The following is a 24,890-nucleotide window of genomic DNA, read 5'->3' as shown; positions in this document are numbered from 1 at the left end:
CTTATCGATTTGAAGGCTTACGATATGAAATTGGAACGATTGATAGTTATTTTAACGTACAACAATTATATTAAAGGGGAAATGAACGATGAAAATAGCTGTAGCAGGGACAGGATATGTAGGGTTATCGAATGCCGTTTTGTTAGCACAACATAATAAAGTAATCGCAATAGACATCTTAGAAGAGAAAGTAGCGATGATTAATAAGAAGAAGTCACCAATTGTGGATGAAGAGATTCAACATTATTTAGAAACAAAAAGGTTGAACCTAGTGGCAACGACAGATGTAAAACGCGCATATGAAAAGGCTGAATTTGTCATTATCGCTACGCCAACGAATTATGATCCAGATCGTAACTATTTTGATACGAGTACGGTTGAAAATGTGATTGAGACTGTATTGGAGATAAATCCAGAAGCAACAATGGTGATTAAATCTACTTTACCAGTTGGATATACTTTAGAATTGCGGGAAAAATATAATACAGATAATATTATCTTTTCTCCTGAATTTTTACGGGAGGGTCAGGCGTTATATGATAACCTGTATCCATCACGAATTGTAGTAGGAGAAAGATCAGAGCGTGCAGAAGTATTTGCAACATTGTTGGCTGAAGGTGCGATCAAAGAAAATATTGACATTCTTTATACAGATTCTACCGAAGCGGAAGCTATCAAATTATTCGCGAATACATATTTGGCAATGCGTGTGGCCTTTTTTAATGAATTAGATACATATGCAGAAGTTCGAGGGTTGAATAGTAAGCAAATTATTGAAGGAGTAGGGTTAGACCCTCGTATTGGAACACATTATAATAACCCATCATTCGGTTATGGTGGTTACTGCCTACCAAAGGATACCAAGCAGTTATTAGCTAACTATCAAGATGTGCCAAACAATATTATGGCTGCGATTGTGGATGCGAATAGAACGCGTAAAGATCATGTTGCTGATAGTATTCTCGCCGAAAATCCCGATGTCGTAGGTATTTATCGGTTAACGATGAAGACAGACTCCGATAACTTCAGACAGTCGGCGATTCAAGGTGTGATGAAACGCATTAAAGCAAAAGGTATTGAAGTTGTCGTCTATGAACCAGCCTTACAAGACAATGATTTTTATGGCTCACGAGTAGTGAAGGATTTCCATGCGTTTAAGGAAGTGGCAGATGTGATTGTCGCTAATCGTTTGACAGATGATATTAAAGATGTAGCGGATAAGGTATATACTCGGGATTTGTTTAGTAGGGATTAAAAAGTAGGGGGAAGGGAGGGAACTGTCCTTATTTTTCACTTATTTTGTCATGCATCCTCCAAATGCTGCCTTGTTCTATTATATTATAAATAAAAAAGATGTGACTAATATGATATGTCAAAATTGGAGCTTATAAATTGGAGATTTTATCTTCGCAATCATTATGTTATGTTTTATTATTTCATCGTTGCTATAGTACTATTCATCGTGTTTCGTGCGAAATGAAGAAAGACATAATTAGACTGAGTCGAAAAAATTTGATAAGCTATTTAATGAGAAAATAATCTATCATAAAGAGTTAATTATAATGAATCAATAAATGTCCAGTATCTTCATAAGGTGCTCTCAAAAGCTGAACTATAAAATACTTTTAAGGTCGATTATTTATTTTAGCTAGAAAATTATGTTAATAATCACGTTGTTCTTTATATAGAATAACATCAATTACTACTTTTCTTGGAGGAATAGAGATGAAAAAAGTAAGAAAGGCTATTATTCCAGCTGCAGGACTTGGTACAAGATTTTTGCCAGCAACGAAAGCAATGCCGAAAGAAATGCTTCCTATTGTAGACAAGCCTACTATTCAATACATAGTGGAAGAAGCTGTCAAATCAGGAATTGAAGATATTATTATTGTAACGGGCAAAGGGAAACGGGCTATTGAAGATCATTTTGATCATAACTTTGAATTAGAAGATAATTTAATGAAAAAAGGAAAATTCGAGTTATTAGAAAAAACAAAACAACCAGCACAAGTTGATATCCACTATATTAGACAAAAAGAACCTCTAGGACTTGGGCATGCGGTATGGTGTGCACGTAAATTTATAGGAGATGAGCCTTTTGCTGTTTTGTTGGGGGATGACATCGTACAATCAGAAATACCATGTCTAAAACAAATGATAGAACAGTATGAGTCGACAGGCGGATCGATATTAGGTGTCCAACAAGTACCAGATAATGAGACCCATCGATATGGAATTGTAGCACCCACGGAAAAAATTGGTAATCTTTATTCTATTAAACAATTAGTGGAAAAGCCAGAACAAGGTACAGCACCATCTAACTTAGCAATTATGGGGCGTTATGTGTTGTCACCAAAAATATTTGGCTATTTAGATTCACAAAATGTCGGTGCTGGTGGAGAAATACAGTTAACGGATGCCATTCAACAGTTGAATCAAACACAAAGCGTCTTTGCTTATGATTTTGAAGGTGAAAGATACGATGTCGGTGAGAAGTTAGGCTTTGTGAAAACGACAATTGAGTTTGCTTTACAAAATGAGGAAATTGGTGATGAAGTGAAAAGGATACTTCAAAATCTCTTAGAACAATCCGAACAAGAAACAAGCTATCCTAAAAGCTAAAACTTATCATATAGAATATAACAGCTTTTCTTTTAGAAGATGAAAAGTAGATTGTTGTTATGAATGATGAAAGCAATGAATAGATATGTATTTTTTTGGTTAAAATGGATTAAAAGCTATTGTCTTCTTCTAGGAGTAAGAGACAGATTCATATGCTTTTAGCTCTTGGTCACCAGTCAAAGAAACTCGAGCCAATTATATCTAGGGTTTATCATTAGGTCGTACACAACGTCCTTTTTAAAATCCTTGGGGGGCGCGTTTCGAGTGAAGTGCTCTCGAAAACTTATCCCATGGAGAATGAGAAAATAAATGGAATTATAGGGGAACTATTTTGAATCGTATTAAATGGTCAACAACCAATGTTAAATAGATTAAGGAAACGGAATATTTAAAAAGAAGAGCCAACATTTTAATATGTTGGCTCTTCTTTTGCTTGTGAATCTTCAGTTGTTTGAGTTTTAGGTTCTTCTAACTCTAAATGTACCTTGAGTTCATGTTGCGCTTCCGCTAGTGATTCCTCATCAAGAATGTAATAAGAATAACTTCCAATATATTCGCTAGCACCATCAAGAATTACTTCATCAATATTTGAAGTGCGAAAATCAGAATACTTTTTTAGAAAGTCAATTCCATCACTTATCTTAAGGTTAGTTTCCACATTACCTCCTAAATCTTTGGCAAGATCATCAACCTTTGTAATAGTAGATGCAGAGGTAATTTCTTTAATGATAGCTTCAACTACTTGCCTCTGTCGCTCATTTCGCCCAATATCACCTCTAGGGTCGTCTAATCTCATTCTAGCATATGCTAATGCGTAACGACCGTTTAGTTCCATTTCACCTTCATAAAATTGAAGTTTCTCCGATCGACCATAACTTTTTTGTTCAAAATAAAATGGAACATCTACTGTAATACCATCTAATGTATCGACTATACTTTTAAAACCTTCAAAGTTTACTGTTGCATAATAGTCAATCGGGATATCAAGTAATTTTTCAACTGTTTTAATTGTTAATTCCTTACCACCAAAGACAAAAGAGTGATTTATCTTGTCTTTCCCTTCTCTCCGAGGAATCTCTACATAAGAATCACGTGGAATACTAAGTAGCTTTAATTTTTCATCATCAGGGTTAAATGTTGCGACCATCAAGGTGTCAGATCTACCATTTTTACCACCTGATGAGTAATCCTCAACTCCCATCAACAATATAGATATAGGATCCTCGCTAATTGTGACTACTTCTTCACGATTATCAGATTTTTCTCCTCGGTCTAGTTCTTCATATGTTTCACTTGCTGCTTGATATGTCTCATATAAAATATATAATCCAGATCCAACGCCTAAGACTAAGATAGCTCCGAATATAAGGAAAAAAAGTTTTAGTCTTTTTTTGTTTTTTTGTTTTTTATTTCGTTTTCGTATTTCCTTGCGTTCCATATGTATTCCCCTTAATTGTAAAATTATTGACTTTGTCTATTATAAAGAATGTTCTATCTTTTGGCAATGTTGTTGCGAATGTTATCAGTTATTGTAACAATAACGTAATAAATACCATTATTATTACACACTTATTCACGATAATGTATGCTATGATTAAAAATGGTGAAATTTATTCTGAAATTGGAGGAGCACGTTGTGGAACAGTTAGAGAAGGACAAGCAATATTTATTAACGATATTGCAAAATGCATACACTAACGGCACGAAAGGTGCAAGTGTTGAAAATATCATAAAAGAAATGAAAAAACAATTGCCAAAAATAATAAAGTCAAATAAGTGATAAAAAGTGTCTATTTAGATGCTTTTTTTTAATAGAAAAGTATAGAAGTACTTCCTACCCTGCGCCTAGAAATTATAAGTCAAACGACACCTTTCTCCCTCCCAAACAGATTATAGAAATGAAGGGAGGTGTTCATATGGCTTCAGCGGAACGTATTGATTCCAGACTGCAATTAACATTTGAAAATGGAGTGGATCCTACTTCAGGTGATCCGATTTATAAGTCGAAATCCTTTAACAATGTCAAATTGGATGCGACAGCGGATCAGCTTTTAGCAATTACAGAAGCAATCACTCCATTGCAACAGCTTGTCCTTTATTCGGTAAAACGAAATGACACAGAATTAATTACAGAAGATTAATTTTTCCATTAATAAACGAAGGAGGTGCCATAGATGAAAAAGATCGAATTGAAATTTGAAAATGAGGAAGGGAAAACAGTAACAATCGGATTAGATAATCCTGTTGAACCTGTGGATGAAGTTGCTGTCAACAATGCAATGGATACGATCCTTGCTCAAAATGCCTTATTTTCCTCAGGCGGAGATCTAGTTGCCAAGAAAAGCGCCCGCATTGTCGAACGTAATGTAACTGAAATAGAAATTTAACAGAGTAAGGGGGGCTTATACAGCTCCCCTTTTTCTTAACGGGATATTGGCTTCGCTTGACGGGATAAGTTACTCCCTTCACGGGATTTAATGGTCTGTTCACTGGATAAGATTACTTATCCAGTGAAGAGCTAAACTTATCCTGTGAACAGGAAGTCATTTTGAAAAGGAGTGGAAAATATGGATGAGACATGGATATCTTTAATCACGGATGTTGGGTTTCCGGTTGCGGTCACTTTTTATTTGTTGCATCGCATCGAAACAAAATTGAATACATTAATTGAATCCATCGTTGCCTTGCCTGAAAAAATGCGCTAACTCACAAATTAACCTCAGCTAACATCTGGTTAGCTGAGGTCATTAAAGAAGGTTGTCAGACGGTCGGTTCGAATGTTTGGCAATCTGTTTCTTTCTCATTGGCAGCACTTTTTCCGGTATGGCTGACGACATAGATGCTACTTGCTATACATCTATTGCCCTCCGCCCAATACTTACAGTTGTTAACCTCACATTTAACGTCTTTCGCCATCTTACCCACCTCCTATAAAGGTAGTGTAAGTCATCTCCCATAAAAAAATGTATGGGTAATCATGGAAGGTTATTTCTGTGGATATTTTGCCAAAATTTCTGCGATTAAAGGATTGCCGCCAGACTGATAATAGTAATTGGATGATTGTTTATAATGCTGTAAGGAATGATAAATATCACCGAGAAGCGCATAACAAAAGTCGACTTCTACTTGATCACCAGCTCGCGTAAAGTAGGGGATGATTTCTTTCTTCATTTTGTGTTGAAATTCCAGAGACCAGCAAGTTTGCTCAAGGATTTGCTGTAAAATATATAATTTATAGGTGTATTTTTTACTTTGATTTAATTGCAGACCACCATTAATGTAAACGATTGCATTTTTAGGATCGCCAATTACAGCAAAAGTAGTAGCTCTCAAGTATAAGTAGGCCATTTTTAAAGCAGGCCGTTTTTCACTATATATCGCATTTCTGCTATATTTTAATGATATCTCATAGTCCTTAATGAAAAAATAGGCAAGGGCAAGTATATATTGGATAAAGGTTTTGTTCATACTTTTAGGGTTGTTTTCTAAAATGTGATGAAGAGATTCAATGGAGCGATGGTAGTAGCCAAGGTGCATATCGTTTATGATCAGAATCACTCGAGACAGTAGAATGTTTTCTACATCCATTGATTCCTGAAATAATTCGATAGCTTTTGTAGCATTATGGTTGGAATCGGAAATTTTAACTGCTTTACTGTAGACAATGGCATGATACAAGTAGATATCACCATCTTTTTGATAAGTTTCCTGGTTAAGTTTCTTACTAACATGGAGATGTGCTAAACAATTTTTTAGTTCATCCTGTAACATATAGAACCTAGCTATCGTCTTATTATATTGATAGGCTTTTTGAGGAGTAAAATGGTATGCTTTCTCTTGGATAACATCAAAAAGAGAACGTGCTTCCTTAAGATTGAAGCAAAGTAAAAAGTGCTGGAAGCTATGAAGAAGGTAGATACTCTCATAATTTATATAATAACTGTTCGGAAGTTTCTTTATTTGTTGATAACAATGCTGCGATTCAGCGATATTGTTACTGGCGATGACTTTTTGCCAAGAGGATAATTGTACATATGTTGGATGTGTTTCATCATGAACAAGTTCATTAATATGCAGTATGCTTTGGATGGCTTTTAGTAGGTGCTCTGGAGGGTGATACTGACCTGATTCAAGTTTACTGATTGTTGCCGCAGAATAACCTGCCATTTTTCCTAATTGCTTCTGGCTCAAGTTCATCTTTTCCCTGTGATACTTAATTAATTGACCTATTTCATACACTTACTTCATCTCACTTTCAAATATTTTTATGGTACTATTTATATAATTCGATAGTATCACCGAAAATCCTGCAAAATATTTGAAAAAAATCATTTATTTACATAAGATTTCAACAAAAAACCCAAAAATAATCAAGAGCAGTAGAATAATAAACGTTTTGAGTCCCATTAAAGGAACGACAAATAATAGCCATGGTACCAAAATAAGAAAACCAACAATCATGATCAAACAAAAATAGAGGAATGCTTTCATGATATTGCTCCTTTTCCCTTTCTTATTATAAAATATGATAAAAGCCCAGAAGCGTGATTTTTGAGATAAGCCTGTGTATGTTTTATAATGAAAGGCTAAGGGGGAATACTTATGAAAAAAATAAATATAACGGAATATCGCGAAGCTACCTATCCAATCGATGATATGTTCTTAAGTCGTTGGTCACCACGGTCGTTCGCCGATAAAGAGGTAGATGAAGCTACATTAATGAGTGTGTTGGAAGCAGCTCGCTGGGCACCTTCGGCAAGCAACAAACAGCCCTGGCGGTTCATTGCTGCGAGGACTGAAAAGGATCGCAATAAGTTCAATTCTTTTATCATGGATGGAAATCGTGCATGGAGTGATAAAGCAACAGCTTTTGTTTTAATCATTTCAGATACAGATGCAGGAGGAACACACGCGTTTGATGCGGGAACAGCATGGGGTTTTCTTTCATTACAAGCAATGAAAAAAGGTTTAATCACACACGCAATGGGTGGATTTTATCAAGACCAGGCACGTGAAGTTCTCAACATACCTGAGCATTATGACATCCATGCCGTAGTTGCTATTGGATATCAAGATGAAAAAGAAAGACTAGAAGAGAAATTCCAGGAAAGAGAAATACCATCCACCAGAAGACCACTTACAGAAACAGTGATGGAAGGTTCCTTTAAATTCTAAATTTCAAGTCCAAACATGGATTTTCGTTAACGAAAATCCATGTTTTTTTGTTTTGTTGACTTACTACATTGCAAGATGTAAGAAGGAGTAAGTGAAATGCAAGAAGGGCGGCGAATCTGCAAGAAGGAGTGCTTGAAATGCAAGAAGAGCGGCGAATTTGCAAAAAGGATCACTTGATTTACAAGAAGAAAAGCAGCTTATCATTTCGATGTGCAAAATGGGCTATAGTAGAATTAGTTGGAAATACGTAATACTGACAACCCGGTTGTTAAGATGTATAAGTTTGTGTCCCTATGAAAAATGTGATATCCTGAAAGGAACATATGTTCTTTAAGGTAAATAGGTAGGTGCTTTTATCAAACTAACTAAGCCTCATGATAAGTTTTTTAATATAATTTAGTGTGTAGAGAAAACATTTCCTAAAGGGAGCGATATCGTGATGACCTTGGCAGAACGTTTGGAACAAAAGGGAAGAGAAGTAGGAAGACTAGAAGGAAGAAAAGAAGGCGCTACTAATGCTCTAGTAAAAACAGCGGTTAAGCTCATTGCAAAATATATAGAAGCCGTTCCTGACGATATAGTTCAACAACTAAAACAACAAAACATTGCCACCTTAGAAAAGATAATCGAAAATGTGTATGAACACAAATCATTAGATGAGATAAAGCAGTACTTGAAATGAGAGGGACATCTACAATGCCCCCCCTTCACTTCTTCCGCAACAACAAAACAATAAAATAAGGTGCACCAATCAGTGCTGTCACAATCCCGGCTGCAATTCCTTCGGGTTCCACAGCATTACGACCAATTGTATCTGCAACAAGTAACAAAAGTCCACCCATCAACATCGCAATCGGAATAAAAAGATGATTCCTCGGTCCAATTAGCGATTTTGCAATATGGGGAGCCATTAAACCAATAAACGAGATTCCGCCTGTTACAGAAACGGCAGCAGCGGCTAAGGCGACAGCTGCAATTAGTAATAATAAGCGTTCCTTTTCAACCTTAACGCCGACCCCAACAGCAACAGGTTCACTGAATGCCAATAGATCTAACTTGCTTGCCTTATAAAAAATAAACGGTACCAGCAAAACAAGCCATGGAACGAGTGCTAGAATAAATGGCCAATCTGTTCCCCAAATTGAACCAGCCAGCCATTTTGCGATAAAATCAACCTTTTGATCAGCTGCCGATGAAATCATCACAACCATCGCACCTGAACATGCCAGAGAAAAGCCGACACCGACCAAAATCAGCTTAATTGGTTGAATCCCGCTACCTTTTGTATAAGAAAAAATATAAATCAATGCAGCAATGAACAGTGCACTCATAAAGGCAACAATCGGCAAGATATAGACAAAATTGCCCGCTTCGATTGGAAAATATAAGAAGAAAACCGCTACACCGACCCCTGCACCGGCATTGATCCCAATGATTCCTGGGTCTGCTAAGTCATTGCGCGTAATACTTTGCAAAATAGCCCCAGATAAGGCTAAGGCCATCCCTGCTAATATCGTAATGAAAATACGAGGTAAACGAACGGAAAAAAGGACAAACTCTTCTTTAAATGTACCTTCTCCAAATATGGTAGGAATAATTCTGTCAAAAGAAACAGAAGAATAACCAATGCCTAAACTCAATAACGCGATTAACACCAACAAGCTCACGAGTACGATAATAATCACTCGTTGTTTTTTAATTCGCTGATCAATCATACTGCTTTCGCCCCTTTCCTAACGATGATTAAGAAAAAAGGCAAGCCAACTATCGACACAATTGCTGCTACAGAGGTTTCATATGGCGCATTAATTGTTCTGCCAACTGTTTCTGCCAAAACCATAAACGTAGCGCCAATCGTTATCGACAATGGAATGATTCGCTGATAATTAGTGCCAACCATTGCACGAACGATATGGGGAATCATCAAACCGATAAAGGCCAAGTTACCCACCAAAGCAACAGCAGCGCCAGCCAAAATACTTATCAATAGAAAAAAGATCGTTTTGATCAGAATAATCGATTGCCCTAACCCAACTGCCACATCTTCATCCAGACTAAGGATCGAGAGTTGCCTGGTTAGAAATAAGGCAACAACAAGACTAATCACAATAAAAGGCAGGATCACTTGTAATTGATTCCAATTGGTACCGATAAATCCTCCTGCTGTCCACATCGATACGTCCTTTGAAATTTTAAAATAAATCCCAATTCCGTCGGCTACAGCATAAAGAAAAGCAGAAACGGCTGACCCTGCCAAAACAATTCGTAATGCTGAAAATCCAGTTGCACTGATTGAGCTAATACCAATCACTAATAAGGTACCTATCGAGGCGCCGATAAAACAGGCGATCATCACCATAAAATAATTAGCGGATGGAAGGAGCGCGATCGTGAATGCAAGTGCCACATTAGCACCTGCTGACACACCGAGAATGCCGGGATCTGCCAAAGGATTCCGCGTGACTCCTTGCATAATCGCGCCTGCCACTGCTAAAGCAGCTCCGACAAAAATGGTTGCTACCACCCTTGGAAAACGGATTTCCTGAAGCATCATGATCGTATCTGACTCCTGCGTTCCGATCAGAGCTAAGCCTACATCTTGTAACGAAGTATCAGCAGCACCAAAGCGCATCGCTAGTAAACTAGCAAGCAATAACAGCAAGATACTTCCGAGTAATTTATAGGAAAAAAATCGATTCGTTGCCATCGTTTTATTCTTCTAAAAAGCTTTCAATGAAAAAATCTAACTGGTTATCCAATGTGATCGGATCATTGAAATAAAAGGTTTCGGCATCCGCTACAAATACCTGATCATTTTGTACGGCAGGGATATTGTTATAGGTTTCTGTCTCCATAAAGGAAGACTCGGTTTCTTCTGTTTTACTGATGACAAGATAATCTCCGACATAATCTGGAAGTACTTCTAATGATAATGTATAATAGCCATCCTCCAGTGCGACTTCTTTTACACTCTCAGGCATCTTAAGTTCCATCGCCTGGTAAAGAATCTCTGTACCGCGTCCCCAGTTATCACCAAATACATATAATTCTTTATCAAAATTTTCAATAACAGTGACGGTAGCATCTTCACCGATTTTTGCTTTAATATCCTCACCAGCTTGTGTTGCCCTTTCTTTGAAATCATCGACCCAATCTTGTGCTGCTTCTTTTTTGTTTAACGCTTTTCCTACTTCAATGTGACGTTCTAAATAATCGAGTGCACCATATGTATACGTAATGGTAGGTGCAATTTCACTCAATTTATCATAATTTTTTATTGTACTTTGACCGATAATTAAATCTGGTTCCAATTCAATAATTTTTTCTAAGTCTTCATCAGAGACGACTTCGACCCCTTCTAAATCAAAATTAGGGTTATCTTTCGCCCAGGTATCGACCCCAACTAATGGCACGTCCAGGGAAAGAACATCCCCTGCAAATCCACCAGTTAACACAATTACGCGCTGCGGGTCGGCAGGTACTTCAATCGGACCATTTTCTGATTCGTATGTAATCGTATCTGCTTCCTGATTTGCACTGGCAGACTCTTCCTGATCTCCACAAGCTGCAAGAAGAAGAATCGATAATAAAAGCAAACTCACAAATTTTTTCATTTTTTTCTCCCCTTTTTATTATTTTTAATTGATATTGAGAATCAATTTCATTTATAATAATAATAGTAAGATAAATCATTGTCAATATTTTCTGAAAAAAATGGAGGCGTCATAATGAATCTATTTGAAGTAACCATAATAGGTGGGGGACCTGCTGGATTATATTCCAGTTTTTATAGTGGATTGAGAGAGATGAAGACGAAAATCATTGAATTTCAGCCGAAGCTAGGCGGAAAAATTCATGTCTATCCGGAAAAAATGATTTGGGACGTGGGCGGATTATTGCCGGTAACCGGTGCGCAATTAATCGATCAATTAGTAGAACAGGGGAAAACGTTTAAGCCAACCGTCGTTCTCAATGAAAAAGTAGAATCGATCACAAAACGAGAAGATGGTATTTTCGAGTTAAGAGGCAGTTCAGGAAAAGTTCACTATTCCAAAACGGTCATCATCGCAACAGGAAGCGGCATCCTACAACCGCAAAAACTGGAAATAGCGGGGGCAGAACGATTTGAGTTAACCAATTTACATTACACAGTGCAATCTTTTCAAAAATTCAAAGATAAAGTGGTCGTCATTTCTGGTGGACGCGATGCCGCAATTGACATGGCCAACGAATTAGAACCAATTGCCAAAAAAGTATACCTTACCTATCGAAGAGATCAGTTAAATGGCCATGAAGCAGCCATCACACAATTGATCAACAGCAGTGTGGAAATCTTTTTTCAGACAATGATTAGCAAACTAAATGCACGGAATGACAAAACAAGAATCGATGAAGTAGAACTAACCAACACGGTAACTGGAGAAACAACGACTGTAGAGATTGACGAAGTGTTAATCAACCATGGCTTCGACCGCGACTCTTCGCTACTGGAAAATAGCGATTTACCAATAGATTTAATCGATGATTTTTACATACCAGGCGACAGCAATGTTCCCGGTCTGTACGCAGCAGGCGACAAAGTAAAATATGACAGCAAAGTCCACCTTATTCTCGGCGCATTTAATGACGCAGCGAAGGCAGTAAACAGCGCCAAAAAATACCTCAACCCTGACGCAAGAGAGGTAGCCATGGTCTCCTCCCATAACGATATTTTTAAAGAAAAAAACAAACAGCTTGTCCAAGAGTTACTAAAATAGTCTGTTCACGGGATACTTTGCTCTCTTCACGGGATAAGCTCTACTGTTCACGGGATAAATGCATATATCCCGTGAACAGCAAGAGTTATCCTGTCAAGCCGGACACTTATCCCGTCAACAACACTACTTATCCCGTCAAACTTCACAAATGCCAATGTCACACGGAATCTCCTAAATTTCCTCAATAAATCTCCCCTGAAGTGAATGACTGTTTTATGTGATCTTCAAAGATCCCAATGATTCCTTTTGGGCATGCGTTTGCCTAATTTCTCATGAATTATTCATAAAAATCTTTCCTTTAATGAAAATAAAGAAGTCCTATGAATAACAAGAGATCGACATGAAAATACTAAAGAGATGGTAAAAAATTCATTGAATTAATTATTGTCTTTTCTTTTATCCTATGATAATCTTAATCTATGAAGTTGATGCAATCGTTTGCGCAAAAAAGTAAACGATGTCAATTTTATTAATTGTAAATAAAAAGGGGCGTAATGATTACGATGAAAAAAATGTTATTCGTTTTATTGATGCTGGCAATAGCCTTTGCCTTAGCGGCATGTGGTGGGTCAGACGAAGAGTCCGGCAATGAAAATGCGGGATCTGGTGAACAGGTGTCGATTGATATTTTTCAAGGAAAAGTAGAATTTAAAGATCAGTTTGAGGATCTTGTTGCACAATATCAAGAAGAAAATCCTGATGTCTCCATCTCAGTAAAAACCGTTGGTGGTGGTACGGATTATGATCCAGTATTGAAAACGGAATTTAACTCAGGTGAAGCACCGGACATTTTTAATATCGGTGGTCCTCAAGGGGTAGAGGATTATCGTGAATACTTAACAGATTTATCAGATACAAAAGCGGCAGATGCGGCATTAGATGGTACGCTATCCACTGTTAAAGATGGTGAAGAAATTCTCGGATTACCATTTAACCAAGAAGGTTATGGCCTGATTTACAATAAACGTATTTTTGAAGAAGCGGGTATTAATCCGGATGATCTTCTAACTTATGAAGATTTAGAAAAAGCGGTTCAAACGCTCGATGGTATGAAAGAGGAATTAGGGATTGACAGTGTTTTTGCTTTCCCAGGTAAAGAAGGCTGGGTCATTGGTGACCATGCGGCCAATGCTTACCTGTCACCAGAATTTGATCAGGACGTAATGAAAGCGTACCAGGCAGAAACACTTGCATTTGAAAGAGCAGATGAGTTCAAACGATTTATTGATCTACAGGCAGATTATTCGGTTGGACCTGTATTAAGTCTTGATTACTCTCAACAAGTGGAAGAGTACTTCTCACTTGAGCGTGTGGCGATGATCCAGCAAGGAAACTGGGTATATCCTTCCATTCAACAAATGGATGAAGAAGTAGCACAAAACATTGGTATTATTCCGATCCCTGTCGAAGGGCATGAAGGCAGTATTCCGGTAGGCGTTCCAAATTATTGGGCAGTCAACAATCAAGGAACAGATGAAGAGATTCAGGCAGCGAAAGATTTCTTAGATTGGATGTATACGTCAGAAGCTGGGAAAACAGCGGTATTGGAAGATTTTAAATTCATTCCTGCTTACGAAGGATATGACACAGACAAAATTGTTGATCCATTGTCAAAAGAAGTATATGAATATTCAGAAGCTGGTAATACAATCGGATGGATCTTCTCTGGTTACCCAACTATGTGGGGACAAGATGCATTAGGTTCTAATATTCAACGTTATCTAGGTGATGAAGCTACATTTGAGGAAGCAATTGATGCAGCCATTGCAGAATGGGAATCAGCAAGACAGTAAAATAAAGAGACACATAGCAAGCAATCATTGCTTGCTATGTGTGTTTAAATCAATAGAATGGAGGGGATGAAGGTGCGAAATCGTGATCTTTCCTTTTGGTTATTTCTCTCTCCGGTATTGCTTGCTTTAGCCCTTGTCGTGATCGTTCCGTTACTTTATGGAACGTTTTACTCTTTTACCGACTGGGATGGACTCCGGGCAACAAGGTTTATCGGTTTTGAGAATTATTCACGTTTAATACATGATACAGCATTTTTAAATTCATTATGGTTTACCATTAAATTTTCAGTAGTAACGGTAATTCTGCTTAATTTCTTTGGTTTATCTTTAGCTTTAATTGTGACACGTAAATTGAAGTCAGCCAACCTGCTTCGAACCGTTTTCTTTATGCCAAACTTAATCGGTGGTTTGATTCTAGGTTTTATCTGGCAATTTATTTTCATCAGTGTATTTTCCGATATTGGAGAAGCACTGGGTATTGCAGGCTTACAGGGCTGGTTATCGACGACAACAACAGGTTTTTGGGGACTTGTAATATTAACCGTTTGGCAAATGGCCGGTTACATTATGATCATTTACATCGCTTATTTGCAAAACATTCCGAATGAACTGATCGAAGCAGCTAAAATTGATGGGGCGAACAGTTTTCAACGATTCAAAAATATTACATTTCCACTTGTGGCACCAGCGTTTACCGTAAGTATGTTCTTAACCTTATCGACTTCGTTTAAAATGTATGATCAGAACCTTTCATTAACAAACGGGGGGCCATTTGAATCGACACAAATGGTGGCAATGGAAATTGTTAAGACTGCGTTCAGTTCTAATGAAATGGCTTATGGACAAGCAAAAGCCGTTGTTTTCTTTCTGATCGTGGCGATTATTTCCTTAACACAAGTCTATTACAATAAGAAACGAGAGGTTGACATGTAATGAAACGAAAAACATACATTGGAGAACTATTTGCATTGTTACTTGGCCTCGTTTGGATCGCGCCTTTCTATTTAATGATCGTCAATGCGTTTAAGTCGAAGAAAGAAATTTTTACAGACGTATTAGGCTTGCCGCAGGAAGTACAGACGAGTAACTTTGTTGAAGCGTTTATCGATCTCGACTTTGTTCGTTCGTTAACCAACTCAATCATTGTTTCTGTCGTAAGTATTGCGATTATCGTCTTTTTCTCATCGATGGCAGGCTATGCATTAGCACGTAATAAAAGTAAATTGAGCTCGATTATTTTACTTATCTTTGTCGGTGCGATGCTGATTCCGTTCCAATCGGTCATGATTCCATTAGTATCACTTTTTGGAAAAGTTGATATGCTAAACCAGGCAGGTCTGATTTTCATGTATTTAGGCTTTGGCTCAAGTTTATCGATCTTCCTTTATCATGGATCCATGACAGGAATCTCGAAATCTCTCGATGAAGCAGCGATTATTGATGGGGCAAATAAATTCCAGACTTTCCGCCATATCATTTTTCCATTATTAAAACCGATTTCAATGACGGTCGGGATTCTGAATGTAATCTGGATCTGGAATGACTACCTTTTGCCATCATTAGTCTTGAACGAAAATAACGCTACAATACCATTGAAGATGTTCTATTTCTTTGGTCAGTATACGAAGCAATGGCACTTAGCACTGGCAGGCTTAACGATTGCGATCATTCCGGTGATTATCGGTTATTTCATCGCACAGAAACAAATTCTAGCTGGGGTATCAGAAGGTGCCGTTAAGTAGAAATGAGGTGGAATCAATGACAGGTGTCTATAAAGTGGCGGAGTGGATCATGCGTTTTTCTGTTATCAATCTATTATGGCTGACCTTTCAGCTGCCGATCGTCTTTTTAGTGCTCGGTGCCTTGTTCACAGAAGGCAGATCGATTCCACTACTATTTACACTAATCGCGATTCTCTCACCGTTTCTATTATTTCCTGCAACAGCAGCAATGTTCGCTTCGGTAAGAGACTGGATAGCAGATCGTGAGCAAAAATCGATAATGCAGGCATTTTCAAGGCACTACCGCGATAATTATAAAGTAAGCATGAAGGTGGGGTTTTTGCTCACGCCTCTGTGGACCATCATTATAGCTGATGTCGTGTATTTACAAGCAAACCATACTGTCTTATTGTTTGCATTTATCGTTTTTGGGGTCGTGCTTTATGTGTATACATTGACCGTGATGTCGGTTATGGTGCATTATGCCATCGCGATTCGTGCTATTTTGAAAAAAGCACTCTTCCTTACCTTTGGCAGTCCGGTCTTATTTTTGGCAACGATCGGTACCAGTTTTCTGATCATCTATGTCAGTGTAAATGGTTTACCTTTTCTACTACTATTTTTCACGGGTAGTATGATCAGCTTTATTACATTTTCACTTTTTTACAGAGTCTATCAAAATATAACGAAATCTGGGGGATAAATATGTTGAAAAAATGGTGGAAGGAAGCAGTGGCATATCAAGTATATCCGCGTAGCTTCATGGACGCAAATGGGGACGGCATTGGAGATATTCAAGGTGTGATCCAACAGCTTCCCTATTTAAAAGAATTAGGTATTGATGTAATTTGGATGAGTCCGATTTATCAATCACCAAATGATGATAATGGCTATGATATTAGTAATTATCAAGCAATTTCAGATGAATTCGGGTCAATGGAGGATTTTGATGCATTGTTAGAAGCGGTCCATGCATCCGGCATGAAATTAATCATGGACCTGGTGATTAACCATACATCGGATGAACATCCATGGTTTATTGACTCACGATCATCAAAGGATAATCCATACCGCGATTATTATATTTGGCATCCTGGGCAAGATGGCAAGGAGCCGAACAATTGGGAGTCGATTTTCAGTGGATCTGCATGGCAATATGACGAGGAGACAGGCGAGTATTATCTCCATGTTTTTTCAAAAAAGCAGCCTGACTTGAATTGGGAAAACCCAAAAGTACGAAAAGAATTGTTTGATATGGTGAACTGGTGGTTAGACAAAGGAATCGATGGTTTTCGTGTCGATGCGATTTCTCATATCAAAAAAGCAGCCGGTTTTCCAGATATGCCAAATCCGGAGAAACTTCGCTATGTACCATCCTTTGACCGCCATATGAACCAGCCAGGTATTGATAAATATTTAAGCGAATTTGCGGAAAAAACATTGCGCAACTATGACATTATGACCGTCGGCGAAGCAAATGGTGTCAAAGTCGAAGAGGCAGATCAGTGGGTTGGAGAGGATAACGGATATTTCGATATGATCTTCCAATTCGAGCATTTAAACCTATGGGGTACAGGTGCAGAGGGTTTATTGGAACTACCTGAATTAAAGAAAACCTTAACCAAATGGCAAAAAGGACTCGATGGTGTTGGTTGGAATGCCTTATTCCTTGAAAATCATGACCAGCCCCGTTCGGTATCGACGTGGGGAAATGATGCAGGCTTACGCCAAACATCGGCAAAAGCGTTAGCAACCTTTTATTTCCTAATGCAAGGAACACCTTTTATCTATCAGGGACAAGAAATCGGCATGACCAATGTCCAATTCGATGACATTAATGATTACAACGATGTAGCAATCAAAAACCTCTATAAAAAAGAACGAGAAGCAGGAAAATCACATGAGGAAATCATGGAAGGCATCTGGAAAAGCGGACGCGACAACTCCCGCACGCCAATGCAATGGTCAACAGCAGACAATGCCGGCTTCACAAAAGGTACACCATGGCTAAAAGTTAACCCGAATTACGGGGATATTAATGTCGAAAACAATCTAAACGATCCAGACTCGATTTACCATTATTACAAAAAGTTAATCAAGCTTCGCAAAGCAAGCAACACCCTAATCTATGGAAGCTATGACCTAATCGCAGAGGACCACCCGCATATCTATGCCTATACACGTACATTGGATGGGGATCGTTTTGTCATCATAGTAAATCTATTTAATGAACAAACTAGTTTTAAGTTTGGATTGGAAAATCTGGAATTAAAGCTAGCAAATTATAAGCTGGAAGACCCCCACGCGACAAGCTTCCGACCATATGAGGCGCGCGTATATCGTTATAACAACTAAAATGATTTTTTAGGATACTCCTTTTTTTGGGGTATCCTTTTTACTTCACGGGATAAGTGGTGCTCTTGACGGGATAACTTCTTCTCTTCACAGGATAACCTTTCCTGCTCACGGGATAAGTCCAGATATCCTGTGAGCAGCGTAAGTTATCCCGTCTAGCGAAGAGTATATCCCGCGAGCAGAGCGGGTTATCCCGTGAAGGATGTGTATTAATAACCATTTCTTAAAAGCTTGATAATAATCATAGAATCATTTACCATAAAAAGTAAAGGGAGGTAGCAGATATGATAAAAAAACTACTAAAATGGACAGTTGTTACGATTAGCACTTTATCATTGTGCGTAGCCACCGTTATTATTATGGCTATCATAACCGATACAGAAGATAAGTCGATTCATCAACAAACAAATGCCGAGAAACCAATCAAAACAGAACTGGAAAGAAAGAGAGATAATCTGCGATACCTGAACAAAGACGATCAGCCTTTAATATTTGAAGGGGAATATGATCTGGATTTTTTAGAGCTGTATAATGAGGAATGAACGAAAGTATCTTGTTATCCCTGAAAATTGCTACCAACCTGCTAATGACTAATCTCCTCTAGGTTCATCAAGTAGTATTCTCCAATATTAATTCTAGCAGCTTTTTCACCCCTCTCTCCAATCGACAAACAAAACAGTTGTTCAATATATTGTACAGTTTAACCCAGACCTCTATTAATATTTTTCATAATTTTAAGTACAATTACCTACAATTACTCTATAAAAAATTCAATATCTTAATTCCACAATGAAAGCTCTCTTCAATAATCCAACAAAAAGAGCCTTAATTCGACACATTACAACAAGTGAATATACCCTAAATCACCTATCTTTTTTCAAATAATTACCATTTTAGCTACCAAACGATTCATTTTACCTAAATCTTTTTACTTTATATTGAAATCGAACTAGGAAAACTGTATCATAAAGAATAGATAATAACTTAATATAGAAAAAGGCAAACCGTTTGAAAGAACGGGACGCAAAGCCTAGGGTCTAAGGGATCCCAAACTTCCTATGATCGCCTGGTTACCTGACAATATTTGCATCGTTTAGGCTATTTCTGTTGTTTTTTGGAAATAGCCATCTTTTTTTGAAAAATAAAGGAGGAATCATACTAATGCGCATTGCTGTTATAAAAGAAGCTTCTATTTACAGAGAAGGGTTAGTCGGAGTATTGTCCAATCAACTGATCAATTATGATGTGGTCGCAATAGAACCGAATCAACTGGAAAAGGTTGACGACTATATCATTGATCTTCTTATCGTAGATATTGACACAGAAACCGACGTCTTCTCACTGATCAAACGGTACTCCGACAAAAATAAGCGAGTAATTATTTGGACAGAGGATGCTGATCACCCAGAGCTCACTAACTTATTTAAAATGGATCTCCATGGTTACTTTTTTAATGGAATGGAAAAGGAAGAATTGATTCATGCGATTAAGAAAATCTTATTAGGCGGCCATTATCTACATGAAGATCTTACTCCAATTCTGTTAGGAGACTACCGCCAAATCCATAAGCGTCAGGTCAAGCGGCCAGTTGGTGTTTTCACCAATCGCGAATGGGAAGTAATGGAGCTTTTAACACAAGGTTACAGCAATAATCGCATCAGTAAACAACTATACATCACAGACAAAACAGTCAAAAACCATATTAGCTCGATCTTGAGAAAACTGGAAGTGCCAGACCGGACAAACGCAGTTATTACAGCATTGAAAAATGAATGGTTTCAAGTATCCTAATACAGTAAAGCCTGTGTATATCCATACATAGGCTTTGTTTATTCATTCGCATAACTTTTTTATCCAAATATTTCACAAAAAAATACCAACCCTTTATAACAAATGAAAAAGATTTATGTTATAATTTCGTTTATGGTGTGTTCCGAAGTACATGCAAAGAATTCATCAGACAAAAATGAAGATTTAAATTCGGAGGTAACAAAGTAATGGAAGAAACGATATCACTGAAAGAAATATTCGAAGTCCTCAAGAAACGTATGTTACTGATTGTCTTACTAATCATTGGTGCAGCTGGAGTAAGTGCCATCATAAGTTTTTTTATTTTAACACCAAGCTATCAATCTAGTACACAATTTATCGTTAATCAGGATACAAATGAAACAAGCGAAGTCAGTCTAAATCAAATCCGATCCAATGTTGAAATAATTAATACATATAATGATATTGTCACAAGTAATCGAATCTTAAGCCAAGTTGTTGATGAAATGAATTTGACAATTTCTCCTGGAGCATTAGGTGAGAAATTATCTCTTTCAAATTCTCAAAACTCCCAAGTAGTAACTCTTACTGCTACAGACTTTGACCCAGAAATTGCGGCAGAAATTGCTAATACAACAGTAGAAGTCTTCCGTGAAGATTTACCGAATTTAATGAACGTAAACAACGTAAGTGTTTTATCTGAAGCAGTCGTCTCAGCGAACCCGACACCAGTGAATCCAAAGCCAATGTTGAACATTGCCATTGCAATTGTACTAGGTGGAATGGTTGGGGTAGGACTAGCCTTCTTATTGGAATATTTAGATAACACGATCAAAACCGAACAAGATGTAGAAAGTAAATTAGAGTTACCGATCCTTGGGGTTGTTTCCCATATCGATGAGAAAGATATGTTGACCAGAATGGGAAACCCTGCAACAATTAACGGTAACAGAGAGAGGGGGAGCGTAAATGGTCAGAGGAAAAAAACAGTCTAAACTATCCAATGTTAGACATTTAATTACCAAGATGAACCCGCGTTCTCCGATCTCGGAACAATATAAAACGATTCGTACCAATCTGCAATTTTCATCAGTTGATGGAGAGCTGAAAACGATGTTAGTTACCTCATCTGGTCCATCTGAAGGTAAGTCTTCAACGACCGCAAACCTGGCGATTGTTTTCGCTCAACAAGGGAAAAAGGTATTATTAATTGATGCAGATTTGCGTAAACCAACCCTACATTATACCTTCCGTATCGATAATCGCAAAGGGTTAAGTAGTGTATTGGTAGGTGAGACGGAGCTGCAGGATTCAATCGCAAATAGTGATGTAGCCGGTTTAGACCTTCTGACCTGTGGACCAATTCCACCAAACCCATCTGAGCTACTAGGTTCTAAAGCAATGGAAACGATGATTTCAAATGTTTCCTTAGAATATGACGTTGTATTGTTTGATACACCGCCAGTCCTCGCAGTAACCGATGCGCAGATTCTCGCCAACATTTGTGATGGTGTCGTTATGGTTGTCAGAAGTAACCAGACCGAATATGACGCTGCGATCAAAGCGAAAGAATTATTGGAAGTAGGCAGTGCGAAGTTATTAGGCGTTGTCTTAAATGACCGCGAACAGAAAAAAGGACATTATTATTATTATGGAAATTAAGTAAAGACCATTCGACAAGATCATATCTGTCGAATGGTCTTTTTGGTTACATTCGCCTAGTTTTCCACAAAAACACTTAAAAAAACGAAAATATCTCGAATTCAGCCTTTTCAAAATATAACGAATATGGTATTCTTTATATAGAACGATCGTTATAAAGAACAATACTAAAGTCTTATATATATGAAAGGGTGGTTCAGATGTTGGATATTAATACCTATATTTTACCGATTAACAGAGAAAGTGTCTCAGACATCGCTTCCTCTATTATGATGGCCAAAGAAGCAGAAAAAACAGGTATAACAAATATTATTGCTGCACCTCGATACATACAAGGTAAATTGGAATCGAACAAAGATACGATTATAAATTTGGTAAACAAATTAAACGAGAAATTATATGCGGAGAATGTTAATGTGGAGTTAATCGCAACTCAGACGATTAGAATTACCGGGGATTTAGAACAAGCGTTAGAAAAGCAAACATTATTATTCCATGGGAAAGATCCAAAATATGTTTTGATTGAATTGATGTACGATCATATTCCTGCCTATATGAAACAGCTTTGTTATGACATCCAGTTAAAAGGTTATAAACCAATTCTCATCCACCCAGAGAAAAACACTGTAATTCAAGATGATCCCAACCATTTGTATAGCCTAGTAAAAAACGGAGCACTGGTACAAGTGAGTGCGAAGAGTTTACTAGGAAAAAAAGGTAAAAAACTTCAAAAAAACACGATGCAGCTATTAAATCATAATTTAGTTCATTTTGTGGGTTCTGATACAGCAGAGACTAAACATTATTATATGGAGGAAGCTTGGCAGACGTTAAAAAGAAATGTATCTATCGATCAACTTTATACTATGCAAGACAATATGAATCTGTTAGTAAATGGACAAATGATACAAGGAGAAGAACCTTTTCCTATTAAAAAGAAAAAAATATTGGGGATTTTTAATGGGTAAGCGGGTGCGTTACTCCGATTTAAGGTTCGCGTAACAGCAAACAATTTAATATCAATAATTTATGTGGAGAAAATAGTCAGAATTTACAGAAAGTAATTCACTTTCGACAAAACTCGGCTGCTTTCTCCTATTTTCATTTCTTTACGTACCTGTTATACTTCTAATAGAGAACTGAGACTAGAGTAGCATACATTGAGAAAGGACATGAATAAAAATGATAGATATTCATTGTCATATTCTACCCGGATTAGATGATGGGGCCAAACATATGGAAGAAAGTGTCTCGATGGCGAAATCTGCCGTTTCACAAGGAATCAACACGATTATTGCCACCCCCCATCATTTAAATGGTAGTTATGATAACTATAAAAAAGATATAATAGAAACGGTTAATCAATTGAATGATAGATTACAAGAAGAAGATATACCCCTCAACATTCTACCTGGCCAAGAAACACGAATAAATGGAGAGATGATCACCGACTTAGAGAATGGACAACTACTTCCACTAAACGATACAAGTGGATATTTATTCGTGGAATTTCCATCCAACCATGTTCCGCGTTATACAAAACAACTAATGTTTGACTTGCAATTACAAGAAGTCAAGCCTATTATCGTGCACCCAGAACGTAATAAAGAAATTATGGAGAATCCGAATATCTTATACGATCTTGTAAGTAATGGCGCCTTGACACAAGTTACGGCTGCAAGTCTAGCGGGTAAATTCGGCAAGAAAGTCAAGAAGCTTAGTTTACAATTGGTTGAAGCTAATTTAACACATTTTATTGCCTCAGATGCACATAATATTACAAGTAGAGGTTTTGTAATGCAAGAAGCACATACAGTGGTGAAGGACGAATTTGGCGCATCCTTGGTTTATTGGTTTATGGAAAATGCCCAGTATTTAGTCAATGGCGATACCGTTGTAGGCGATGTCCCAGACAAGATCAAGAAAAGGAAAATATTAGGTATTTTTTAATTGTAAAGTACTGCGTGGTGATATATGCTTTTTAAAGTGTATTGTAGATGTATGTTTATCAAGAATCTTAACTTTCGCGAAACCCCCCTGTTTAAGGGTGTGTTCTTCGTATAGATATATGTAGATATTGATTTGTTACAAAGGTACATTTTATCACTCATTATGGAGGATTGAAATAAATGAAAAAGGTCACAAAAGCGATCATCCCTGCAGCAGGGTTAGGAACACGTTTTTTGCCAGCAACAAAAGCAATGCCAAAAGAAATGCTGCCGATTGTCGATAAACCAACAATTCAATATATTATAGAAGAAGCAGTTGCTTCAGGTATAGAAGATATTATTATTGTGACAGGTAAAGGAAAACGTGCGATTGAAGACCACTTCGATCATAACTTTGAACTAGAAGATAATTTGCTTAGAAAAGGTAAATACGATCTGTTAGAAAAAACGAAACAACCAGCAGAAGTTGACATTCATTACATAAGACAAAAAGAACCATTGGGATTAGGTCATGCTGTTTGGTGTGCTCGTAAGTTTATTGGTGATGAACCATTTGCGGTGTTACTTGGGGATGATATTGTTCAAGCGGAGACGCCGTGTTTAAAACAACTGATCGATCAATACGAAAACACTGGTGGATCGGTAATTGGTGTTCAACAAGTGCCAGGCAATCATACACATCGTTACGGTATTGTTGATCCGAAAGAACAAAAAGGACGAAACTATTCGGTAAGTAAATTTGTGGAAAAGCCAAAACAAGGTACCGCACCATCTAACCTAGCCATTATGGGACGTTATGTACTATCACCAAGCATTTTTAAGTATTTAGACCAAAAACAAGTTGGTGCAGGTGGCGAAATCCAATTAACAGATGCGATTCAGCAACTCAATGACTCACAAAGTGTGTTTGCGTACGACTTTTTAGGCAAACGTTACGATGTTGGAGAGAAGTTAGGGTTTATCAAAACAACCATTGAATTTGCATTAGAGAACGATGAAATAGGTGACGACGTTAGAAAAATTATCGAAGAATTAGCAACAACGAAAATCAATCATTAAGTGATAAACAGGAGAAAGGGATGGCTT

General features: G+C 37.5%; 27 protein-coding genes and 1 riboswitch. Of the genes, 21 read left to right on the top strand and 6 right to left on the bottom strand.

Annotated features, from left to right (window positions below):
* Positions 1–88: 88 nt before the first annotated feature.
* Complete coding sequence (locus BUC25_RS02890) at positions 89–1,255, top strand: nucleotide sugar dehydrogenase (RefSeq protein ID WP_073199476.1); 1,167 nt, start codon at positions 89–91, stop codon at positions 1,253–1,255.
* A gap of 470 nt (positions 1,256–1,725) precedes the next feature.
* Positions 1,726–2,622: a UTP--glucose-1-phosphate uridylyltransferase GalU gene (galU, locus tag BUC25_RS02885; protein WP_073199474.1), complete on the top strand. Its 897-nt coding sequence runs from the start codon at positions 1,726–1,728 to the stop codon at positions 2,620–2,622.
* A gap of 409 nt (positions 2,623–3,031) precedes the next feature.
* Here the strand turns inward: galU (BUC25_RS02885) and BUC25_RS02880 are convergent, their stop codons facing one another.
* Positions 3,032–4,060: an LCP family protein gene (locus BUC25_RS02880; RefSeq protein WP_073199472.1), complete on the bottom strand. Its 1,029-nt coding sequence runs from the start codon at positions 4,058–4,060 to the stop codon at positions 3,032–3,034.
* A gap of 198 nt (positions 4,061–4,258) precedes the next feature.
* Between BUC25_RS02880 and BUC25_RS19260 the strand changes: the two genes are divergently transcribed.
* From BUC25_RS19260 to BUC25_RS02865, 4 genes are all read left to right on the top strand, one after another.
* Positions 4,259–4,402: a hypothetical protein gene (locus BUC25_RS19260; protein ID WP_170862631.1), complete on the top strand. Its 144-nt coding sequence runs from the start codon at positions 4,259–4,261 to the stop codon at positions 4,400–4,402.
* 136 nt (positions 4,403–4,538) lie between these two features.
* Positions 4,539–4,763, top strand: a complete 225-nt coding sequence (locus BUC25_RS02875) for a DUF1659 domain-containing protein (RefSeq protein WP_073199470.1) — start codon at positions 4,539–4,541, stop codon at positions 4,761–4,763.
* 33 nt (positions 4,764–4,796) lie between these two features.
* Positions 4,797–5,009 (top strand): DUF2922 domain-containing protein, encoded by a 213-nt coding sequence (locus tag BUC25_RS02870; RefSeq protein WP_073199468.1) that lies wholly within the window; start codon positions 4,797–4,799, stop codon positions 5,007–5,009.
* A 180-nt stretch (positions 5,010–5,189) separates the two neighbouring features.
* On the top strand, positions 5,190–5,327 hold the full coding sequence (locus BUC25_RS02865; RefSeq protein WP_073199466.1) for a YvrJ family protein: 138 nt from the start codon (positions 5,190–5,192) through the stop codon (positions 5,325–5,327).
* A 55-nt stretch (positions 5,328–5,382) separates the two neighbouring features.
* Here the strand turns inward: BUC25_RS02865 and BUC25_RS02860 are convergent, their stop codons facing one another.
* Together BUC25_RS02860 and BUC25_RS02855 are read right to left on the bottom strand one after the other, a co-directional pair.
* Positions 5,383–5,538 (bottom strand): DUF1540 domain-containing protein, encoded by a 156-nt coding sequence (locus tag BUC25_RS02860; protein WP_073199464.1) that lies wholly within the window; start codon positions 5,536–5,538, stop codon positions 5,383–5,385.
* Between the two features lie 69 nt (positions 5,539–5,607).
* Entirely contained in the window at positions 5,608–6,861 is a 1,254-nt protein-coding gene (locus BUC25_RS02855) for a helix-turn-helix domain-containing protein (protein ID WP_073199462.1), read from the bottom strand.
* A 363-nt stretch (positions 6,862–7,224) separates the two neighbouring features.
* On the opposite strand from BUC25_RS02855, the gene BUC25_RS02850 reads away from it, so the two are divergent.
* A complete protein-coding gene (locus BUC25_RS02850) occupies positions 7,225–7,797 on the top strand; it encodes a nitroreductase family protein (RefSeq protein WP_073199460.1) in 573 nt (190 codons plus the stop codon).
* Between the two features lie 439 nt (positions 7,798–8,236).
* Positions 8,237–8,479: an RpnC/YadD family protein gene (locus BUC25_RS02845; RefSeq protein WP_073199458.1), complete on the top strand. Its 243-nt coding sequence runs from the start codon at positions 8,237–8,239 to the stop codon at positions 8,477–8,479.
* A gap of 25 nt (positions 8,480–8,504) precedes the next feature.
* Here the strand turns inward: BUC25_RS02845 and BUC25_RS02840 are convergent, their stop codons facing one another.
* The 3 genes from BUC25_RS02840 to BUC25_RS02830 are packed head-to-tail and all read right to left on the bottom strand — an operon-like array spanning position 8,505 to position 11,411.
* Positions 8,505–9,512, bottom strand: coding sequence for a FecCD family ABC transporter permease (locus BUC25_RS02840; protein ID WP_073199455.1), 1,008 nt, complete (start codon positions 9,510–9,512; stop codon positions 8,505–8,507).
* Positions 9,509–10,504 carry a FecCD family ABC transporter permease gene (locus tag BUC25_RS02835; RefSeq protein WP_073199454.1) on the bottom strand — a complete coding sequence of 332 codons (996 nt, stop codon included), beginning with the start codon at positions 10,502–10,504 and terminating at the stop codon, positions 9,509–9,511. The genes BUC25_RS02840 and BUC25_RS02835 overlap by 4 nt, the downstream gene beginning before the upstream one ends.
* A gap of 4 nt (positions 10,505–10,508) precedes the next feature.
* A complete protein-coding gene (locus BUC25_RS02830; RefSeq protein WP_073199451.1) occupies positions 10,509–11,411 on the bottom strand; it encodes an iron-hydroxamate ABC transporter substrate-binding protein in 903 nt (300 codons plus the stop codon).
* Between the two features lie 114 nt (positions 11,412–11,525).
* On the opposite strand from BUC25_RS02830, the gene BUC25_RS02825 reads away from it, so the two are divergent.
* From BUC25_RS02825 to galU (BUC25_RS02765), 13 genes are all read left to right on the top strand, one after another.
* Positions 11,526–12,554, top strand: a complete 1,029-nt coding sequence (locus tag BUC25_RS02825) for an NAD(P)/FAD-dependent oxidoreductase (protein ID WP_073199449.1) — start codon at positions 11,526–11,528, stop codon at positions 12,552–12,554.
* 503 nt (positions 12,555–13,057) lie between these two features.
* Complete coding sequence (locus BUC25_RS02820; protein WP_073200470.1) at positions 13,058–14,347, top strand: ABC transporter substrate-binding protein; 1,290 nt, start codon at positions 13,058–13,060, stop codon at positions 14,345–14,347.
* Positions 14,348–14,419: 72 nt separating this feature from the next.
* Positions 14,420–15,280, top strand: a complete 861-nt coding sequence (locus BUC25_RS02815; RefSeq protein WP_073199447.1) for a carbohydrate ABC transporter permease — start codon at positions 14,420–14,422, stop codon at positions 15,278–15,280.
* Positions 15,280–16,089 carry a carbohydrate ABC transporter permease gene (locus BUC25_RS02810; RefSeq protein ID WP_073199445.1) on the top strand — a complete coding sequence of 270 codons (810 nt, stop codon included), beginning with the start codon at positions 15,280–15,282 and terminating at the stop codon, positions 16,087–16,089. Before BUC25_RS02815 ends, BUC25_RS02810 begins: the two co-directional genes overlap by 1 nt.
* Positions 16,076–16,771, top strand: coding sequence for a YesL family protein (locus BUC25_RS02805; protein ID WP_139251754.1), 696 nt, complete (start codon positions 16,076–16,078; stop codon positions 16,769–16,771). The genes BUC25_RS02810 and BUC25_RS02805 overlap by 14 nt, the downstream gene beginning before the upstream one ends.
* A 2-nt stretch (positions 16,772–16,773) precedes the next feature.
* The gene (locus BUC25_RS02800; protein ID WP_073199440.1) at positions 16,774–18,423 is read left to right on the top strand and encodes a glycoside hydrolase family 13 protein; all 1,650 of its coding nucleotides are present in this window, start codon (positions 16,774–16,776) and stop codon (positions 18,421–18,423) included.
* A gap of 284 nt (positions 18,424–18,707) precedes the next feature.
* Positions 18,708–18,965 (top strand): hypothetical protein, encoded by a 258-nt coding sequence (locus tag BUC25_RS02795; protein WP_073199438.1) that lies wholly within the window; start codon positions 18,708–18,710, stop codon positions 18,963–18,965.
* Between the two features lie 446 nt (positions 18,966–19,411).
* Positions 19,412–19,501, top strand: a riboswitch (cyclic di-GMP riboswitch).
* 83 nt (positions 19,502–19,584) lie between these two features.
* A complete protein-coding gene (locus BUC25_RS02790; RefSeq protein WP_073199436.1) occupies positions 19,585–20,214 on the top strand; it encodes a response regulator transcription factor in 630 nt (209 codons plus the stop codon).
* A 206-nt stretch (positions 20,215–20,420) separates the two neighbouring features.
* Positions 20,421–21,188, top strand: a complete 768-nt coding sequence (locus BUC25_RS02785; protein WP_073199433.1) for a YveK family protein — start codon at positions 20,421–20,423, stop codon at positions 21,186–21,188.
* The gene (locus BUC25_RS02780) at positions 21,163–21,855 is read left to right on the top strand and encodes a CpsD/CapB family tyrosine-protein kinase (RefSeq protein WP_073199431.1); all 693 of its coding nucleotides are present in this window, start codon (positions 21,163–21,165) and stop codon (positions 21,853–21,855) included. Before BUC25_RS02785 ends, BUC25_RS02780 begins: the two co-directional genes overlap by 26 nt.
* 200 nt (positions 21,856–22,055) lie before the next feature.
* On the top strand, positions 22,056–22,823 hold the full coding sequence (locus BUC25_RS02775) for a CpsB/CapC family capsule biosynthesis tyrosine phosphatase (protein ID WP_073199429.1): 768 nt from the start codon (positions 22,056–22,058) through the stop codon (positions 22,821–22,823).
* 214 nt (positions 22,824–23,037) lie between these two features.
* Positions 23,038–23,805, top strand: a complete 768-nt coding sequence (locus BUC25_RS02770; RefSeq protein WP_073199426.1) for a tyrosine-protein phosphatase — start codon at positions 23,038–23,040, stop codon at positions 23,803–23,805.
* A gap of 179 nt (positions 23,806–23,984) precedes the next feature.
* Positions 23,985–24,863, top strand: a complete 879-nt coding sequence (gene galU, locus BUC25_RS02765; RefSeq protein ID WP_073199424.1) for a UTP--glucose-1-phosphate uridylyltransferase GalU — start codon at positions 23,985–23,987, stop codon at positions 24,861–24,863.
* Positions 24,864–24,890 lie beyond the last annotated feature (27 nt).

Source organism: Gracilibacillus kekensis (assembly GCF_900143085.1).
Lineage (GTDB): Bacteria > Bacillota > Bacilli > Bacillales > Amphibacillaceae > Gracilibacillus > Gracilibacillus kekensis.
The sequence above is the reverse complement of the archived record's forward strand: the minus strand, read 5'-3'. Positions and strand labels throughout refer to the sequence as shown.

Coding starts and splice junctions, on each gene's coding strand:
- galU (WP_073199474.1), top strand. CDS start 1,726: ATGAAAAAAGTAAGAAAGGCTATTATTCCAGCTGCAGGACTTGGTACA.
- BUC25_RS02810 (WP_073199445.1), top strand. CDS start 15,280: ATGAAACGAAAAACATACATTGGAGAACTATTTGCATTGTTACTTGGC.
- BUC25_RS02880 (WP_073199472.1), bottom strand. CDS start 4,060: ATGGAACGCAAGGAAATACGAAAACGAAATAAAAAACAAAAAAACAAA.
- BUC25_RS02865 (WP_073199466.1), top strand. CDS start 5,190: ATGGATGAGACATGGATATCTTTAATCACGGATGTTGGGTTTCCGGTT.
- BUC25_RS02820 (WP_073200470.1), top strand. CDS start 13,058: ATGAAAAAAATGTTATTCGTTTTATTGATGCTGGCAATAGCCTTTGCC.
- galU (WP_073199424.1), top strand. CDS start 23,985: ATGAAAAAGGTCACAAAAGCGATCATCCCTGCAGCAGGGTTAGGAACA.
- BUC25_RS02830 (WP_073199451.1), bottom strand. CDS start 11,411: ATGAAAAAATTTGTGAGTTTGCTTTTATTATCGATTCTTCTTCTTGCA.
- BUC25_RS02825 (WP_073199449.1), top strand. CDS start 11,526: ATGAATCTATTTGAAGTAACCATAATAGGTGGGGGACCTGCTGGATTA.
- BUC25_RS02800 (WP_073199440.1), top strand. CDS start 16,774: ATGTTGAAAAAATGGTGGAAGGAAGCAGTGGCATATCAAGTATATCCG.
- BUC25_RS02795 (WP_073199438.1), top strand. CDS start 18,708: ATGATAAAAAAACTACTAAAATGGACAGTTGTTACGATTAGCACTTTA.
- BUC25_RS02785 (WP_073199433.1), top strand. CDS start 20,421: ATGGAAGAAACGATATCACTGAAAGAAATATTCGAAGTCCTCAAGAAA.
- BUC25_RS02860 (WP_073199464.1), bottom strand. CDS start 5,538: ATGGCGAAAGACGTTAAATGTGAGGTTAACAACTGTAAGTATTGGGCG.
- BUC25_RS02870 (WP_073199468.1), top strand. CDS start 4,797: ATGAAAAAGATCGAATTGAAATTTGAAAATGAGGAAGGGAAAACAGTA.
- BUC25_RS02775 (WP_073199429.1), top strand. CDS start 22,056: ATGTTGGATATTAATACCTATATTTTACCGATTAACAGAGAAAGTGTC.
- BUC25_RS02890 (WP_073199476.1), top strand. CDS start 89: ATGAAAATAGCTGTAGCAGGGACAGGATATGTAGGGTTATCGAATGCC.
- BUC25_RS02850 (WP_073199460.1), top strand. CDS start 7,225: ATGAAAAAAATAAATATAACGGAATATCGCGAAGCTACCTATCCAATC.
- BUC25_RS02840 (WP_073199455.1), bottom strand. CDS start 9,512: ATGATTGATCAGCGAATTAAAAAACAACGAGTGATTATTATCGTACTC.
- BUC25_RS02790 (WP_073199436.1), top strand. CDS start 19,585: ATGCGCATTGCTGTTATAAAAGAAGCTTCTATTTACAGAGAAGGGTTA.
- BUC25_RS02780 (WP_073199431.1), top strand. CDS start 21,163: ATGGTCAGAGGAAAAAAACAGTCTAAACTATCCAATGTTAGACATTTA.
- BUC25_RS02770 (WP_073199426.1), top strand. CDS start 23,038: ATGATAGATATTCATTGTCATATTCTACCCGGATTAGATGATGGGGCC.
- BUC25_RS02835 (WP_073199454.1), bottom strand. CDS start 10,504: ATGGCAACGAATCGATTTTTTTCCTATAAATTACTCGGAAGTATCTTG.
- BUC25_RS02875 (WP_073199470.1), top strand. CDS start 4,539: ATGGCTTCAGCGGAACGTATTGATTCCAGACTGCAATTAACATTTGAA.
- BUC25_RS02845 (WP_073199458.1), top strand. CDS start 8,237: ATGACCTTGGCAGAACGTTTGGAACAAAAGGGAAGAGAAGTAGGAAGA.